Source organism: Verrucomicrobiota bacterium (genome assembly GCA_021413925.1).
Taxonomy (GTDB): domain Bacteria; phylum Verrucomicrobiota; class Verrucomicrobiia; order Chthoniobacterales; family UBA6821; genus UBA6821.
In genome coordinates, this window is sequence record JAIOPL010000002.1 from 55,259 (window position 1) to 70,993 (window position 15,735).

The 15,735-nt window shown below is 56.0% G+C and carries 9 protein-coding genes; 6 read left to right on the plus strand and 3 right to left on the minus strand.

Annotated features, from left to right (window positions below; translation table 11 throughout):
- Positions 1 to 530 precede the first annotated feature (530 nt).
- Entirely contained in the window at positions 531 to 12,185 is an 11,655-nt protein-coding gene (locus K8R57_01110) for a filamentous hemagglutinin family protein (protein MCE9586897.1), read from the plus strand.
- Between the two features lie 142 nt (positions 12,186 to 12,327).
- On the opposite strand, the gene K8R57_01115 is transcribed toward K8R57_01110, so the two are convergent.
- Positions 12,328 to 12,690, minus strand: a complete 363-nt coding sequence (locus tag K8R57_01115) for a four helix bundle protein (GenBank protein MCE9586898.1) — start codon at positions 12,688 to 12,690, stop codon at positions 12,328 to 12,330.
- Between the two features lie 191 nt (positions 12,691 to 12,881).
- Between K8R57_01115 and K8R57_01120 the strand changes: the two genes are divergently transcribed.
- Both K8R57_01120 and K8R57_01125 read left to right on the plus strand, forming a co-directional pair.
- Positions 12,882 to 13,088 carry a DUF6290 family protein gene (locus tag K8R57_01120; GenBank protein ID MCE9586899.1) on the plus strand — a complete coding sequence of 69 codons (207 nt, stop codon included), beginning with the start codon at positions 12,882 to 12,884 and terminating at the stop codon, positions 13,086 to 13,088.
- Positions 13,072 to 13,338 (plus strand): type II toxin-antitoxin system RelE/ParE family toxin, encoded by a 267-nt coding sequence (locus K8R57_01125; protein ID MCE9586900.1) that lies wholly within the window; start codon positions 13,072 to 13,074, stop codon positions 13,336 to 13,338. The genes K8R57_01120 and K8R57_01125 overlap by 17 nt, the downstream gene beginning before the upstream one ends.
- Before the next feature lie 170 nt (positions 13,339 to 13,508).
- Here K8R57_01125 and K8R57_01130 read toward each other — a convergent pair whose 3' ends face one another.
- Positions 13,509 to 13,838 (minus strand): DUF86 domain-containing protein, encoded by a 330-nt coding sequence (locus tag K8R57_01130; protein MCE9586901.1) that lies wholly within the window; start codon positions 13,836 to 13,838, stop codon positions 13,509 to 13,511.
- Positions 13,831 to 14,118, minus strand: coding sequence for a nucleotidyltransferase domain-containing protein (locus K8R57_01135; GenBank protein MCE9586902.1), 288 nt, complete (start codon positions 14,116 to 14,118; stop codon positions 13,831 to 13,833). Before K8R57_01135 ends, K8R57_01130 begins: the two co-directional genes overlap by 8 nt.
- Before the next feature lie 169 nt (positions 14,119 to 14,287).
- On the opposite strand from K8R57_01135, the gene K8R57_01140 reads away from it, so the two are divergent.
- From K8R57_01140 to K8R57_01150, 3 genes are all read left to right on the plus strand, one after another.
- Positions 14,288 to 14,527 carry a hypothetical protein gene (locus tag K8R57_01140; protein ID MCE9586903.1) on the plus strand — a complete coding sequence of 80 codons (240 nt, stop codon included), beginning with the start codon at positions 14,288 to 14,290 and terminating at the stop codon, positions 14,525 to 14,527.
- Positions 14,528 to 14,531: 4 nt separating this feature from the next.
- Positions 14,532 to 14,966, plus strand: a complete 435-nt coding sequence (locus K8R57_01145; protein ID MCE9586904.1) for a VapC toxin family PIN domain ribonuclease — start codon at positions 14,532 to 14,534, stop codon at positions 14,964 to 14,966.
- A gap of 321 nt (positions 14,967 to 15,287) precedes the next feature.
- Entirely contained in the window at positions 15,288 to 15,677 is a 390-nt protein-coding gene (locus tag K8R57_01150) for a hypothetical protein (GenBank protein ID MCE9586905.1), read from the plus strand.
- Positions 15,678 to 15,735 lie beyond the last annotated feature (58 nt).

Genomic DNA, 15,735 nt, shown 5'->3' on the forward strand with positions numbered 1-15,735 from the left:
AGGGGGAACGAGCGACTCAATGCCTGGCACATTATCTCGATAAACCTCACCGCAGTACCCTTGACTTCCCCTTCACCCTTCCTGTCCATCCCATTTGACGCCACTTTGCTCCCGCAAAGCAGTGGCGCCCTCCGGGCTACGACGATGTCGTAGTCTACCGCGACAGTTCCCACTATCTTGGTTTCAAACTTCTAACTCCCATCTTCCTCGGGTTGATTCCTCCAGCCCTCGACCCTCGACGCTCGTCCCTCGACTTCAATCTCCAATCTTCAAACTTCTATATTCCGCGCCCCAGGCGCTCCCTTCGCCGGCACTTGGTGGTAGAAACTGCAGGCTGCAGATCTCCTTTTCTTTTATGTCGGAATTGTAACACTTGAAATCCCCTTTTTAGGGTAGTCTATACGATCAGAATGAGGATTTTTCACCAGTTCACCGAAGGGCTTCGTCGCTTGTTGCGAAGAGGGCCTCATGCTGCTGAAAACGCACCTCTTCAAACAAGATCCAAGTCTCGGCTGAGAAACTCTCACCCCATGATTGGATTCCTGGCTCTGATTCAGGCGGTTTTGGTTGTTTTCTCGGTAAGCTCACCTCTCCTCGCCATCACGATGGGAGAGGTTCGTTCCGGAGTTGTGCCGGGTCAGTCCGGGGGACGCGGTTCGGCCTCCAATCTCCAGAACGCGGGAGCCGCCTCTGCCGCCATGACGGCGACTTTGGCACGCCAGTCGATCCAGCGGAGTGACATGGCGGTGGGGGCGATGAGGGCCATGCAGCAGAATGCGGCGGCTGCGGCCAGGGCGGCTGTGCTAGCCGGCACCAGTGTCCTTCCCAACGGCCTCGCGGTCAACTGGCTTCATCCCCACGACGGTTTTGATGGAAACGGAAAGCCCCTTACCACCTCATGGAGGGGAGCCTCCATCAATGCAGAAAAGACCGGTCTTCAATCCTCGGGAGACCACAACGTCGAGATCACTCAGTCTGAGCAGAACGCCTATCTCTACTGGAAGAATTTCAATGTCGGGCCGCGGACGACCATCAACTTCGACCAGAGCAAGGGCGGTGCCGATGCTGGAAAGTGGATCGCCTTCAACAAGATCACCGGCAACGCCTCCCCCTCCAGTATCTATGGCAAGATCACGGCACAGGGACAGGTCTATATCCTCAACCAGAACGGAATCATGTTCCACAACGGCTCCGAGGTGAATGTCCATGCCCTGGTCGCCTCGACACTGCCAATCAATCCCTACTTCGCAGGTGATCCCATGAACGGGATCGAGGGGCGCGGGTTGCTCAATAACACCGACTACCAGTTCCTCTTCTCGGCTCTGAAACTTTCTTCATCGCAGAATTATCCGGAATCCTGGGATCCGGGAAACGGCACTCCGATTGCCGCTTCCGCAATCGGGGGCCTGAAGGTGGAAAAGGGTGCCTTGATCTCCACAGCAAAGCCTAATGGGGGAACTGGAGGGCGCGTGATGCTCGTGGGACCGAATGTGCAAAACGATGGCACTATTTCCACTCCCGATGGACAGACCATTCTTGCGGCCGGCCTTCAGGTGGGGGTGAATGCGCATCCTTCATCAGACCCCAGTCTTCGCGGGTTGGATGTCTATATAGGTCGTGTTGTGGATGATGCGGACAAGACTGCGGGAAAATCCTTCTCCACCGACCAATCGGGAACCCGGGTCGGCACGGTTGTGAACAATGGCCTAATCGAGATGCCTCGAGGCCATGCCGCGATGGTTGGTCGGGATCTTATACAGAACGGCATCATCGAGAGTTCCACCTCGGTCACACTGAATGGCAGGGTGGATCTCCAGGCGGTCTACAATGCGGTGGTGCCCGTATCCACGGGGTTCAGTCCCTACTGGTATGACCAGACCCTGCCGGGGGGCACCACGGGAAGTATTCTACTGGGCTCCTCGGGCATGATCAGGATTCTTCCCGAGACATCGAGTGCCGAAACCTTGCCGGGCACCAAGGTCTCGCTTTCCTCAATGATTGCCATGATGGGAAACTCGGTGAGGGCCGAAGGGGGCTCCATCGTTCTGGCTCCAGGTGCCAAACCGATAACCGGTGACGCAACCGAAAATATTTATTATGATATGACGAGATCGGCTCGGAATCCTTCCGGGGATTCATCAAGTGTTCCGGCACGGCTCGAATCGGGGATCAGCATCACTGCCGGAAACTGGTATCGCCCCGCTACCCAGCAATTCGGGATGTTTGTCACCGGTGCGGTGGGCACCTCTGCCGAAGGGAAAATCACGCTGGATCCGGGAAGCCTGATCAGTGTCGCGGGTTCCACAGGAACCGAGATCGACGGGGCCAGGAATTTCCAGACGATCGAGTTGCGCGGGCCGGAATTGGCCGACTTCCCCTTGCAGAGGGAGAGTGTTTTCCGCGGGAAGAAAATCACGATCGATACTAGAATTACTGGAACCTTCGAAGGGAGGGATTGGGTGGGAACTCCGTTGGGCAACGCAGCAGGCTACGTGAGCCTCATCGGCAAGACTGCAGGGGAGTTGACGGCGGATGGAGGAAGCATCGCCCTGCGGGCTGGTGATCGCGTGGATGTAGGAAGGGGTGCCGTTCTGGATGTCTCGGGAGGCTGGGTCAGGTTTAGCGAAACCACATACGCCACCACGAAATTGCTCTTCAATGGATTGCCCATCGATATCTCCAAGGCCACGCCGGACATGGTTTACGAAAGGGTTGTTGAAAATGCGGGAAGCATGACGGAAATCCCCTACTATGAGGGGGGAAGTGGAGGAAGTCTCACGATCCAAGCACCGAGGATGAGTCTGGAGGGAACGATGAGGGGTGGAGTCGTGACCGGTGCCCGCCAACTCCGTTCTGTCTCCGGGGATATGCATCTTCCCGATCCCGCTTCCCTGAATCTCGCGATCCTTCAAAGCAGGATTTACTCAGGTGCATCGCTTGTTCCCGACTCCCCCTATGCACCGCAGTTGGTCATTGGATCAGCCGGGTCATCCGCTTCCGGCGTCATCAATCAGATCAGGCTCGATTCCGGAATCTTCGGGAGTGGTGGATTCGGCCACCTCTCGGTTCTCAATCACGATGGATCAATCCTGCTCCCCCGGGGTGTCAGCCTCGATCTTGGACCTGCGGGATCCGTGAATCTGTTAGCTTCCTCCCTTGCCATCGATGGCACGGTATCGGCTCCCGGCGGCAGGATCTCCCTGAGCGCCTACAATGTCAGTTATGACGATCTGATCCTCTTGGACGGGGCCAACTCGTCCCGCTTTAAGGCATATGACTCAACGGGAATCATTAGAATTGGCAGTTCCTCGATTCTCAGCACTAGGGGGTTGGTGGCCAATGATTTCACGGATCGATCGCTGGCCGGTACGGTGATGCTGGACGGTGGAAGTGTCTCCATCTCCGCGCTTGATGTCGGTATCGAGAGGGGGAGCCTGATCGATGTCTCGGCGGGTGCATGGGTTGGGTCGGATGCCTCGGTTAAGGTCGGTTCAGGGGGAAGTATCTTGATCGAGGGTGGTCAGGATCTTGAAGTCAAGACCATCCGCGATGGCTCCCTCATGCTGGCCGGGCAACTTCGCGGTTTTGGCGGGGTTGGCTCCCGATCAGGAGAACTCTCCATCAAGGCACCGGCCATCCAGATCGGTGGTATTACGGGTGACGGTCGAATCCTGATGCTAAACCCCTCCTTTTTCAGCGCCGGTGGGTTCTCTCTTTTCAACCTCAAGGGTATCGGCTTTGAGGCGGGATCGGGAAGTGCCGATGAGGAGATCCCCGGTATCCGCGTCGCTTCCGGAGCGGTGGTGAATCCGGTGGTAAGAAACGTTCTCTACCGCTCCACCACCGGCTTCAGCGAGATGCAGATGCCCTCCGGGATATCACCCGCTGTTAACCTGAAGCTAATCGCCCAAGGTTTGGTGGATCCCAAGGCGACCGTTTCTCCCGGATATGTGGTGAGGGGTAAGGTCGCCATCGACGAGGGTGCTGTCATCAATCTCTCCCCATCGATTGCTCTCCCTGCAAGGACATCGACAACGCCGGTCGCCACCACAGGTTCGCTTTCTGTGGAAGGGAAATTGATCAATCTGGCAGGAACCCTTTCCGTCCCGGGTGGGGCGATCTCAATCAAGGGTGACGTACGCTTCCCGGAGAATCTCAGCTCTGATCCCGACATGGCCTACGCGACGGTGCAGATCGGAAGTGGGGCGCGAATCAGTGCCGCAGGAACCGCACTCTTCATGCCCGACCCGCTCGGACTGGGGCGTAGGCTGGGAGCGGTCCTCGAAGGCGGGGATGTTTACTTGGAGGGAAATCTCCAACTCAAGAATGGATCAGTGCTTGATGTCTCGGGTACGTCGGCTAACCGATTTGTCGCCTCGGGGTTGTCCCGTGCCCGTGGCGGAGACCTGACGGTTCAGAGTTCCGGTGGCAGCATCACTCTCACCGGCGGCCAGTTGTTGGAGAGTCAGGGAACCTTGCTCGGGAGGGCGGGTGGCGCATCAGCCCTCGGAGGGACTCTCTCGGTCAGTTCCGGGAGATTCTATAACCTCAACAACCCCGCCGAGCAGATTGCCGACCCCCGGGATGTGAACCTGATCATCACCCAAGGCCTCCAGGGTCTTGGCGCAAGGATCGTGGCCGATCGGAATGCGAAGATCTCGTCCAAGGGATACTTGGCCGCTGATTCAGCAAATACCGGAGGATTCGAGAACCTGACACTCGGCGGTAATGTGGAATTCTCAGGTCCCGTCTCGATCACTCTTCCCGGGAGTCTCCGAGTGGCTTCAGGGGGAACAATAAGCGCCGATTCGCCCGTGACGCTCAAAGCCGGCCATGCGGCGCTTGGAAGTTCCATGGTTGGAGCCAGAACACCGGGTGACACGAAGCTAAGCAAGGCATTCGGTGGTGACAGTGACCCGTATGTTGGTCCCTCCGGTGGGAATGGCTCCCTGCAAGTCGAGGCGCGCCTGATCGAGATCGGCAATCTGCTCCTGGCAAATCTCTCCTCGGCTTCCTTCCTGGCGTCGGGAGGAATCATCCGGGGTGATGGTATGGTCAACATTGCGGGAAACCTGATTCTTCGTGCCGCCCAGATTCACCCCGTGACCGCATCACGCATGACCTTTGCCGCCTATGATCCCTCCCAAGGAAAAGGATCGATTCTGGTGGAACAATCAGGTGGACCGCTCTCACTACCCCTCTCCGCAGGAGGAGAGTTGAGTCTGTATGCTTCCACCATCACCCAGAACGGGACGCTTCTCTCCCCCTTCGGAACCATCAATCTCGGGTGGGACGGGACGGGTACTTCACCAAGGGATCCTGTGAGTGGAGCGGGGATCCGTGTCGGCGTTTCTGTCCCAGTCACGGAAACCCTCACGATGGGGTCTTCAGGCAAGACTAGCATCTCCGCCATCGATCCGCTCAGCGGAGCCGGCGTTACTATACCCTACGGCATCATCATCAACGGAACCCAGTGGATCGACCCGACAGGCGTCGATATCGCCTCCGTGGGGTTGCCCTCCAAGGGAGTGAATCTCTCCGCCCTCTCGGTGAACACTCTCGGTGGTTCCTCGATCGATCTGCGCGGAGGCGGGGAACTTGCGGCCTTCCAGTGGATCAGTGGCCTGAAGGGCACACGGGACATCGCGGGCCCCTCCTCGGGAAGCTACGCAATTCTTCCTTCGTTCGGATCGGAATTTATCCCCGTGGCCAACTTTGCGGACCGCTCGCGCACGGGCGGCGATCCCGGATATCTCTCGACTTCGCTTGCAATCGGAGACCGGATCACCCTGGCGGGGGGATCCGGCCTCCCTGCCGGCACCTACACGCTCCTTCCCGCTCGTTATGCGCTCTATCCCGGAGGCTTCCTGATCACACCGACCGGCATGGCCCAGGAGAGGAATCCTGCAAGCTGGCAGATGCCGGACGGCACCGGCATGGTGGCGGGTATCCGCTACAACGACACGCGGGGTGGACGCCCTGTCCAGGATGTGACCGAGCTTTACGAGATCACTTCCCCTTCGCTCCTCGCCCAGAGTGCGGACTATCGACTCCTAAAAGCTTCGGAATCACTCCCCAAGACGCCCTCGGCAAAACCCGTGATTGATGCCGGTCGACTGGTAATCAAATCCACGGGGGCGATGAATCTTCTAGGTGGGGTTCAAGGCGCGGGGGGGGCGGGAGGTCGGGGATCCTCCATCGACATCAGCAGTTCCAAAGATTTCCAGATCGGAGGCAATGCCTCTGCTGGAACGATCGCCCTGAATGCGGCGGCCTTGAGTTCTTGGAATGCGGGCAGCCTGCTGATCGGAGGAATCAGGAGCATCACATCGACCGGAATCTCAATCACCCCGGGCACCTCTAGGATCATTGTTGACAATGCAGGGACTCCCCTCACGGCAACAGACCTCATTCTGGCCGCGAAGGACGGCATTATTTTCAAGGGAAACGCTGTTATTTCCTCCACTGGTTCCGGCGCCGCCTCCAGAATTGACGTCAAGGGGAACGGGGCGGTGGTGAGAATCAGTTCCGATCGCTCGGCCACGGTGACCAGAACGGAATCTGACAAGGGGGCAACCGTTACCGGTTACGAGATCGGCAATGGGGCGCGCATCAATGGTGGATCGATCATCCTTGATTCCTCCGCGCGTGGATTCATCTCCGATAGTGCCGTGCTTTCCGCGGATACCTATGGCATTGCCGCGGGAAGTATCGTGGTGGGATTTGATGGAACGAAACGTGAAGGGGCTCTAAACCTCGTTGGGACGACGCTCGAAAAGTTATCCTCAGCAAAAAAAGTCGACCTCACAAGTTACGGGTCGATGGAGTTTCTGGGTGGGGGCGTGTTCGGATCCGACGCCACGGAATCGATCTCACTGAATGCCGGGGCTATCTTGGGAACCGGGATTGGCAACGGCATCGTCTCACTGAATGCCGGGACCATACTTCTGGGGAACATTGCGGGGGCTTTGCGCGCACCCTTGATGGCAAAAGCCGAAGATGGATCCCCACTCACGCCGTCAGGTACCCTTGAACTTAACGCCCGGACGATTCGGATCGGGGAAAACGATCTTTCCCTGGATCGTTTTTCTTATGTCTCGTTGAACGCTTCCGGAGTTCTGGCGGCAAGCGGAAAAGGTGGACTCCATGCCGGCACAACGCCGATGAATTACACGACAATGGCCGGGGATAGTCTGGAAACACTAGCGGAAACCTACGGGGTGACGACCGAGGTGATGGTCGCTCTGAATCGGGATGTTCTTTCGGGACAGGATCTCCAAGCCTTGTCGGGAGGGCTTCCTATCCTGATATCCCAAACGACCGACCTTTTTATCACCACTCCCTTTGTCACGGGTATTCAGGGTGCCAAAACAATGATTGCCTCGTCGGGTGGGATGCGTTTGATGGCACCGGATCCCGAATATATGACTCAATCATCCGTGACGCTGGGTCTGGGATCCAAGTTGACGCTTCAGGGTTCATCCCTCTCCATCAACACATCGATCATGCTGCCGAGCGGGGAACTTGCCGCGCGGGCAACGGCAGGTGACCTCATCATCGGAACCGCAGGAGTGGCCTCGCTCAATGTAGGCGGCGCCTCCAAGACGATCAACTCCGTGACGCAGTTCACGGATGCCGGCAGCATGGAATTCTCCTCTGCTGGCGGGGATGTGATCATTGGTCAGCAGGCGAAACTCATGCTGAATGCAGCGGCGAAAGGGTCGTCCGGGTCATTGGCGATCCTGACACCTTCGCTTGCCGATGCCGTATCAGGCAGGGAGGAAGGGCGTCTTGTTTTAGAGGATGGAGCTGTTATTCAAGCTCTTGCTGGCTCTGGCGGTGAAGGAGGATCGCTGAAGCTGGATCTCGGTGAACTTGCCTCAACCTCGGAGCTTGGTTTTGGAAGGACTGAGGAAGGAGAAGTGATTGGTATGTCCGACGCGGGATTCACCAAATCGATTGACCTGAGGGTTCGCACCGGGGATTTGGCGATCGACAACTACCTTGTGAACCGAAACGTTGCCATCACGGCGGATCATGGATCAATCACCGTAACTCCTGACGGAGTCATCGATGCCTCGGGGAAGACGGGAGGAAGGATCGCCCTGCAGGCATCGGGCAGTGTGATCCTGATGCCCAATTCAGCCCTGACGGTTCGTGGCGAGACCTATGATAATGCCGGTAAGGGAGGGGCGGTCTTCCTTAGCGCGGGAGCCGCAGTGGAACGGAATGAGGAGGATGGCACCACCTACCTGGACATTAACAGGGATGCTGTTCTGGATCTCCAGACGGCTTCCTCCATCGACCTCGGAGTCACGGCCCCTCAAACTCGGCGTGATCAGTTTGGGGGAACTCTTCACCTGAGAGCCCCGATCACTGCAGATCTCTCAAACATTCAGATCGGATCCTTCGATGCCACCATCACGGGAGCATCCAGCATTGCGGTCGAGGTTTACAGGACATATGACCGAACCGGGGCCTCAGGGGAGATCACAGGTGACTTGCGTTCCACCATTGCCGCCGATGCCTCCGCTTTCTTTGGTGCGCCCGGAGGGAATTCTGGCACGGCGACTGCGATCCTATCGCGCCTGATCGCCAATCAGGAAACGGCAGTCAGTGATATCCTGAACCTTGCTCCCGGCGTCGAAATCATCAACCGATCTGGAAATCTAACGCTTACGACTGACTGGGATCTATCAAGTTTCAGGACAGGGGAGAATGGTGCGCCGGGTTTCCTGACGCTCAGAACGTCCGGGGATATCCGTTTTGAGGGAGCGCTCAGTGATGGATTCCAAAACGCCACCTACACGGCGAATCTTATCGCACTCAACAATGCCCTACCACAAAACTTCCAATCATGGGCCTATGGGATCGGCGCTGGGTCCGATCTTGGGTCGGCATCTTCTGAAACCTCATCGAGGGGTGGTGCTGGAAGCGTCTGGATAGGGAAGACATCACTGACCGGGAATGTGGTCATTCCAGCAAATGAGCAGGGAAAAGCCCAAACTGCTGAAGCGGTCCAGGCGGGCCAGGGGTTCTTCCAAGTTATCAGGACCGGCACTGGAGACATCAGGGTAAGTTCGGCGGACAGCATTCGTCTGATGAATCAGTTTGCCACGATTTATACTGCTGGTGCTCCTGATGCCGATCAGAATTTGAATGGTTCCTTTGACGCTCCCCGTTTGGCTAATTCTTCAGGCCGACTCAATGCAAACAGCACGGTTCTCGGCAGTTCCCAACAGAGTCAGTTCGTGCCTCTTTACTCCTTTGGCGGAGGAAATATCTTCTTAAAGGCAGGTGAGAATATCGAGCACCTTCAACCGGATCCCGACTCTCCCGGTAGATTTGCGGCCGATTCTTCGCGTCAATTGCCAGTGAATTGGCTCTCCAGAAGATCCGAAATCGCTCCGGAAGGGACATGGAACTCAATCAATCTGAAAGGAGAGACCGAGGCATTATCCACAACCTGGTGGGTGAATTATCCAAGTTTCTTCCAAGGAATCGGCACACTTGGAGGTGGGAACATCACAATGTTGGCAGGAGGGAATATCAGCAATGTTGATGCATCACTCCCCACCCAAGGGCGCATGACTGGACGAGATGGGATGCGCCTGCTGGCTCCGGGTGAAAGCACCCTCGTTGAAACGGGCGGCGGTGACCTGCTGCTGCGTGCCGGAGGAAATCTGGATGCGGGCGTCTACTACACGGAGCGGGGGAACGGTGTGATCATGGCCTCCGGCGATATCGTATCCAACCCGACAAGGGATGTGTACGGGGATTACCTTCACTCCATTGTCAAAAAGGACCCCTCATTCCGTTCACCCCAACGCCAAGAATCCCTCAAGGAGGCCATCCTCCCCACCTCATTCTTCCTTGGCAAAGGATCCCTCTCGGTGACTGCTGGCGGTGACGCTCTACTTGGGCCGGTCGGCAATGTCTTTCTACTACCCCCGGGCATCAATAACGATCTGCGCTACAAAACGTATTTCTCCAGTTATGGGCAGGATGCTTCCTTCGCTGCCACCGCTTTGGCGGGCAATCTGACCCTGCGAACAAAGATCCTGAACGATTCGGCCTACTCAACCTGGCTCTATCATAGCGGCATGGGAAATGCGGAAACCGCTCATCCCAAACCCGGTGTCTATCAACCCTGGTTGCTTATAGCCGAAAAAGATCCTTTGGATGCTCAATTTCGAATACTGCCTCAGATGGCCTCCCTGCTCCCGGGCACGATGAATCTTGCGTCGCTATCAGGCGATATCAATCTCCAAGGAGATCTGACCCTCGCTCCTGCGGCTCAAGGAACACTGAACATGCTTGCCGCCGCTTCCATCAGAGGGGTTTCCCGTCAGATTCCCGGAACCGTGTGGTCCGGTTCGGTTATCAATGTCTCCGACGCATCGCCTGAATCACTCCCGTCAGTCGTGGCGCCACGATCACAGCCGGTATCACCCAGCGGACTTGCCAATCTCCAGACGGACACCACCTACCTCGGGGCTGTCGGTGCAGCGCTTAGCGAGACCGCATCCTATACAGGCATCAATGCCATCCTCCAAGGCAAGGTGGCACGGCATGACCAGACATTGCTCCATCGCAACGATCCTGAGCCAATCCGCATCATTGCGGGCACTGGAAGCCTCTCGGGTGTGGAGCTCTTTGCCCCGAAAAAGACGGAGATCAAGGTGGGTGGGGATCTCTACGATGTCGCCATCGCCATTCAGCATCTAACGCGATCCGATGTGAGCATCATCTCGGCAGGCGGGGAGATGCGTCTCTACGATGCCAATAATCCCGATCTGCTTGCTGCAATTCTGGATCTAAAAAGCCTTCCGCCTGAGTATGCACGCCCACAGCCACGCAGTGGCGATATCCAGATCAGTGGACCGGGAACGCTCCAGGTGATCGCAGGCGGGAATATCGATCTCGGCACAGGTGATGTCAGAAGCGATGGAACGGGCGTTGGCGTCACCAGCATCGGAAATGCCAGAAATCCCGCACTCCCCTTTGAGGGTGCATCGCTGATTACCATCGCAGGAGCCTCCCTGCCGGGGTCGCTCGCCGCCGCGGGTCTCACTGCTGATGGGCTCTTTGGCAAGGTTTCGGGGATGAGCAGCGCGGGTGACTATTTCAAGGAGTTGAAGAGTATGGTTCTCGGGAACTGGGAAAGTTCGATCTCCTCCAAGCTCTCAGGTATTCAGTCCGTCCAGGAACTGAAAGATGATCCTTCGCTGACTGCGGATGAGAAGAGCCGGCTCGCGCTCTCCCTTTTCTATATCGTGCTTCGCGAATCAGGGCGTGATTTCAATGATGTCGATTCCCCCACATACCGTACCTACAAGAATGGTCAGGATGCCATCGCGGCCTACCTGCCTGCGGGACAGGAGGGATCCATCGTGCTCAATTCACGCGATATCAGGACGAAAAGCGGCGGGGCAATCAGCATGCTGGCTCCGGGTGGAGGAATCACTCTCTCTCCCTTTGCCGTCAGCCAGAGCCTCACTCCGCCTGGTATCGTCACGGAAAGCGGCGGCACGGTGAACATCTATACGAAGGAGAATGTGGATATCGGCATCGGCCGCATCTTTACCCTCCGTGGAGGTGATATCATGATCTGGTCGAATCTCGGAAATATCGCCGCAGGTTCGTCGGCCAAGACCGTGGCCACGGCACCGCCCACCCGAGTTCTTCTGGATCCCCAGAGCGGCGATGTACAGACTGATCTCGCCGGATTGGCGACTGGCGGTGGAATCGGCGTGCTCGCAGCGGTGGCCGGTGTGCGTGCGGGTGATGTCGACCTGATCGCTCCGACCGGATACATCGACGCCGGTGATGCCGGTATCCGCTCGCTAGGAAATCTGAACCTCGCCGCAGAGAAGATCCTCAATGCGGATAACATCCTTGCGGGAGGCGTGACCGTGGGCGCTCCTCCACCTGCCGCTCCCTCAGCACCGCCAGCAGCAGCACCGCCTCCAGCCGCGCCTCCGGCGGGAGCTACGGCAGCAGCCGCTGCCGGCAACAGCGCAGCCGAGAATGCGGGCGATAAGAATTCCCGTAATGATCAGGCCGAGGGAGCCCCATCGATCATTTCGGTAGAGGTGCTCGGCTACGGCGGAGGAGATGGGGATGGTGACGAGGAGAAGAAGGCCGCCAATGCCGCCGTGGCACCGGTGCAGGCGTCTCTTTAAAAGCTGACACTCTAAAAAGCTGAAATGCTGAAATGGTGAGAAGTTGACATGCTGACAGGGAGAGATGCTGAAAAACTAAAAAGCTGACAGGCTGACATTACTAAGTGCTGGCATGAGGACATCTTGAAAAGGGAGCCTGATCTTACAGTGTTCGTCGAGTTTTTGAGGTCATGGTGACGAAGATGGCTATCAACTGGGATATCTCCCGGTGAGTTTCTAAAATAATATTCCTTTCGATGTGACAATCTTCTCGAAGTAGCTCCAACCAAACCAGCGACTCGTCGGCCTCTTGTAATAGACCATCCAATTTGGAGCAGAATTCAGCATCTGATCGGGATCTGGATGCCTCCCTGGCATGAGCGGCTATGGAAGTTCCGGATCTCAGAAGCTGATGACCGATGACTTCAACCTCTCGGCGATTCTTTGGGAGATCGACATAGATTCTGATCACTTTAGAGGCGACAGCTTTCGTCCTGACCCTTAAATCTTCGGATAAACGACTCATTAATCTCTATCAAACCTGCTTTGCACTTTGTCAATGGAACTACTCCCTTTTTAGTATGTCATCTTGTCATCTTGTCTGTATGTCAGCATGCCTGCATGTCAGCATGTCAGTATATCTGTATGTCAGCATTTTAGTTCGTGTGTAGGCTGAATAGCCCTTGAAATATTTGTATAGCGGATTATTATACGACTATGCTTGCTATACGACTAGATCCCGAAATTGAAAATCGGCTAGCTGTTCTAGCTGAAAGAACAGGCCGCACCAAGACCTTCTATGCCCGGGAAGCGATCTTGGAGCACCTAGAAGATCTAGAAGACATCTATATGGCTAAGAAGGTTCTGGCAGAAGGCGGACGAACCTATTCCTTGCAAGAAATCAAAGATGAACTGGGAGTGTGAAATCTCAGAGAGAGCCAGAAAACAGCTTAAAAAACTTGGGCATACTGCTCAGATAGAGATCATTTCATACCTTGAAAAGCGTCTCCAAGGTAAAGAAAACCCGAGACGTTTTGGCAAACCCCTTGTAGGTGATCTAGCTGGTTTGTGGAGATACCGTGTGGGTTCCTACAGGATCATCTGCAAGATTGAGGATGAAAAGCTTATCGTTCTACTTGTTGCCGTTGGTGATCGAAAAAACATCTACCGTTAGGAAATCGCTGATTAAATCGCATAGAGGCCGTTGCGAGAAGCCGTAACGGAAGCAACGGCCCCCTATATCCTGTATCCCATCTTCAGACTTCTATCTCCCTCGTCCTTACATTTTCTTCGCCAGTCCTTGGCTGCTTCCTTGGTGGAACAATGCAGTCAGCAATTCTTTTCCTACTCCTGGCCTAGTTTTCTAAGAAGCTCGGGAGCATCCCTCGACGCGATTTCCCAAATCAGCTGGGTGTCGATTCCGAAGTAGTCATGCACGATCCGATGCCGCAGGCCAATGATCTGTTGCCAAGGCACATCCGGGTACGCGGCGTGCTGTTCCGCGTCGAGTTGTCGTGCCGCCTCCCCTATAATCTCAAGATTGCGTGTGACGGCATCCATGGTTTTCTGATCTTCCAGAAAGGAGTCGATTGTCTTTCCCCGAGTATATTCCATTACCCTGCCCAACGCGGTACGGATATCTGTCACCAGCAGGAGTTGATCGCGTTTAGGCATCCGCAAGATCCGGCTCGATGAAGCGCCAGCGCTTGGGGTCAATGGCGCGCCTGGAGACCACGTCGGACGGATGCCCCAAGGCTTTTTCGATTTCGCCCGCCAAGCTCACAAAATTCAATCCTACGGATGAATCAACCTCCACGAGGACATCGACATCGCTTTCCTCGGTTGCCTCATCCCTGGCCGTGGATCCAAAGAGTGCAATCCTAGAGACGGGATAACGTTTTTGGAGATCCAGCTTGATGCTTGATAGGACACGCAGTGCTTCGTCGCGACGCATGAAAGATAATTATCATGATCCGGACCCTTCGTCCATGACTCTGACGATTATGGCGTGCTCTTCCCAAGCCCTGGTCGCTAGACTCTCGACCCTTCGTCTCTAGCTGGCGTGTCAGCTTGTCACCCTTACCTTGTTGACGATGGATGGTTGATGCACTATCATCAGATGCATGAGAACCACGCTTGATATCGAAGAGGATGTGCTAATGGCGGCCAAGGAACTTGCCGAGAGGGAAGGGAGCACGGCGGGTCGCATCATCTCGCTGCTTGCGCGCCGGGGACTGAGCAATCCGAAGTCAAAACTCAAAAAAACCCCGGTGATCCGGGGGGGGGTCCCGCTTGTACGCTCGAGGGGGGAAGTGGTGACGACTGACCGGATCCGAAAACTGATGGATCAAGAAGGGATCTGAGACGATGCGTGCGTTGCTGGACATCAATGTGATGATCGCACTTCTCGATCCAGACCATGCGTTTCACGAAAGAGCACACACTTGGTGGGAGGATAATCACCACTACGGCTGGGCCAGTTGCCCACTCACGGAAAACGGCACAGTTCGTATCATGAGCAGTACCGGCTACAGCCGCGAAATCCAGTTTACCCCAGGGGAATTAATCGCCCGAATCCGTCAGTTCTCCACACAGACAGATCATGAATTCTGGGAGGACTCCATCTCTCTTCGGAACGGAGCGATCTTTGCCGAGGATCTCATCCACAGCTCACGACAACTTACGGATCTTTATTTGCTGGCCCTGGCAGTTGACCACAAAGGGCGGCTCGCGACTTTCGACGAAAAAATCCCTCTGTCCGCAGTATGCCATGCCAAAGAAAAGAATCTCTGTTTGATCTGATCGGGTAAAGGCTCTCCATTACTAGGCTATCTCATGATAGGCCACCCTTGGGCTCGTTTGTCTAACAGCCTAACAGTCTTCAGCCCAAGAGCCTTATTGGAATGTCAGTGTGTTTGGCCCGCCAATTGTCACGGAATTGTCACAAATAAGCATTCCCCCCTTCTGTCCTCTTGTTGGTTGGATTTTATCTGTCAATCCCCCAATCTCTTGTGATGCGTACTGCTTCCCTGATGAAGAAGGGTGTCACGATATGTTCTCTGGTTCTGGCAATCCCGGTGTCGTTTGCTGAAACCACCGCGATGACTCTCTCCCAGTCACCCGATGGGGTTTTCCAATTGCGCCGGATGCAGGCCGATCCCGGGGGAGCGAGGGGAGGCCCGCAAGGCGCTTGAAATCTCGGACCGTGAGGGAAAAACCCTCTTCCGATGGATTTCATCCATCAGAACTTCCTCGGCATTATGGAGTCCTGATTCCAAGTTCCTTGCCGTCAACGATAGTCCTGGAAGCGGGGGTGATCAGCTCTGGATCTTTTCCCTCGACCCTGTTGCGAAGCGTGCGGTGCCGATCAGGGAACCTGATGGGAAAAAGCTTAGGGCTGAAATCGAATCACGTCATGGAAGTTTCCTCAATCTCATCGAGGGTGTGACGCTTCGGGCCGGTACGCGATCCAGTGGAATGGGAGGGGAAAGGACGAACCAAGCCGCAGGGTAGCGGTGCGGAAGATCACGCGAATGTGCGACCCCTAAGGGCGGCAATGCTTGCCGGGCGG

Bases quoted from the DNA above. Each gene is read 5' to 3' on its own strand.
- K8R57_01110 (MCE9586897.1), top strand. From the start codon at position 531: ATGATTGGATTCCTGGCTCTGATTCAGGCGGTTTTGGTTGTTTTCTCG.
- K8R57_01115 (MCE9586898.1), bottom strand. From the start codon at position 12,690: ATGAGTCGTTTATCCGAAGATTTAAGGGTCAGGACGAAAGCTGTCGCC.
- K8R57_01120 (MCE9586899.1), top strand. From the start codon at position 12,882: ATGCTTGCTATACGACTAGATCCCGAAATTGAAAATCGGCTAGCTGTT.
- K8R57_01125 (MCE9586900.1), top strand. From the start codon at position 13,072: ATGAACTGGGAGTGTGAAATCTCAGAGAGAGCCAGAAAACAGCTTAAA.
- K8R57_01130 (MCE9586901.1), bottom strand. From the start codon at position 13,838: ATGCCTAAACGCGATCAACTCCTGCTGGTGACAGATATCCGTACCGCG.
- K8R57_01135 (MCE9586902.1), bottom strand. From the start codon at position 14,118: ATGCGTCGCGACGAAGCACTGCGTGTCCTATCAAGCATCAAGCTGGAT.
- K8R57_01140 (MCE9586903.1), top strand. From the start codon at position 14,288: ATGAGAACCACGCTTGATATCGAAGAGGATGTGCTAATGGCGGCCAAG.
- K8R57_01145 (MCE9586904.1), top strand. From the start codon at position 14,532: ATGCGTGCGTTGCTGGACATCAATGTGATGATCGCACTTCTCGATCCA.
- K8R57_01150 (MCE9586905.1), top strand. From the start codon at position 15,288: ATGGGGTTTTCCAATTGCGCCGGATGCAGGCCGATCCCGGGGGAGCGA.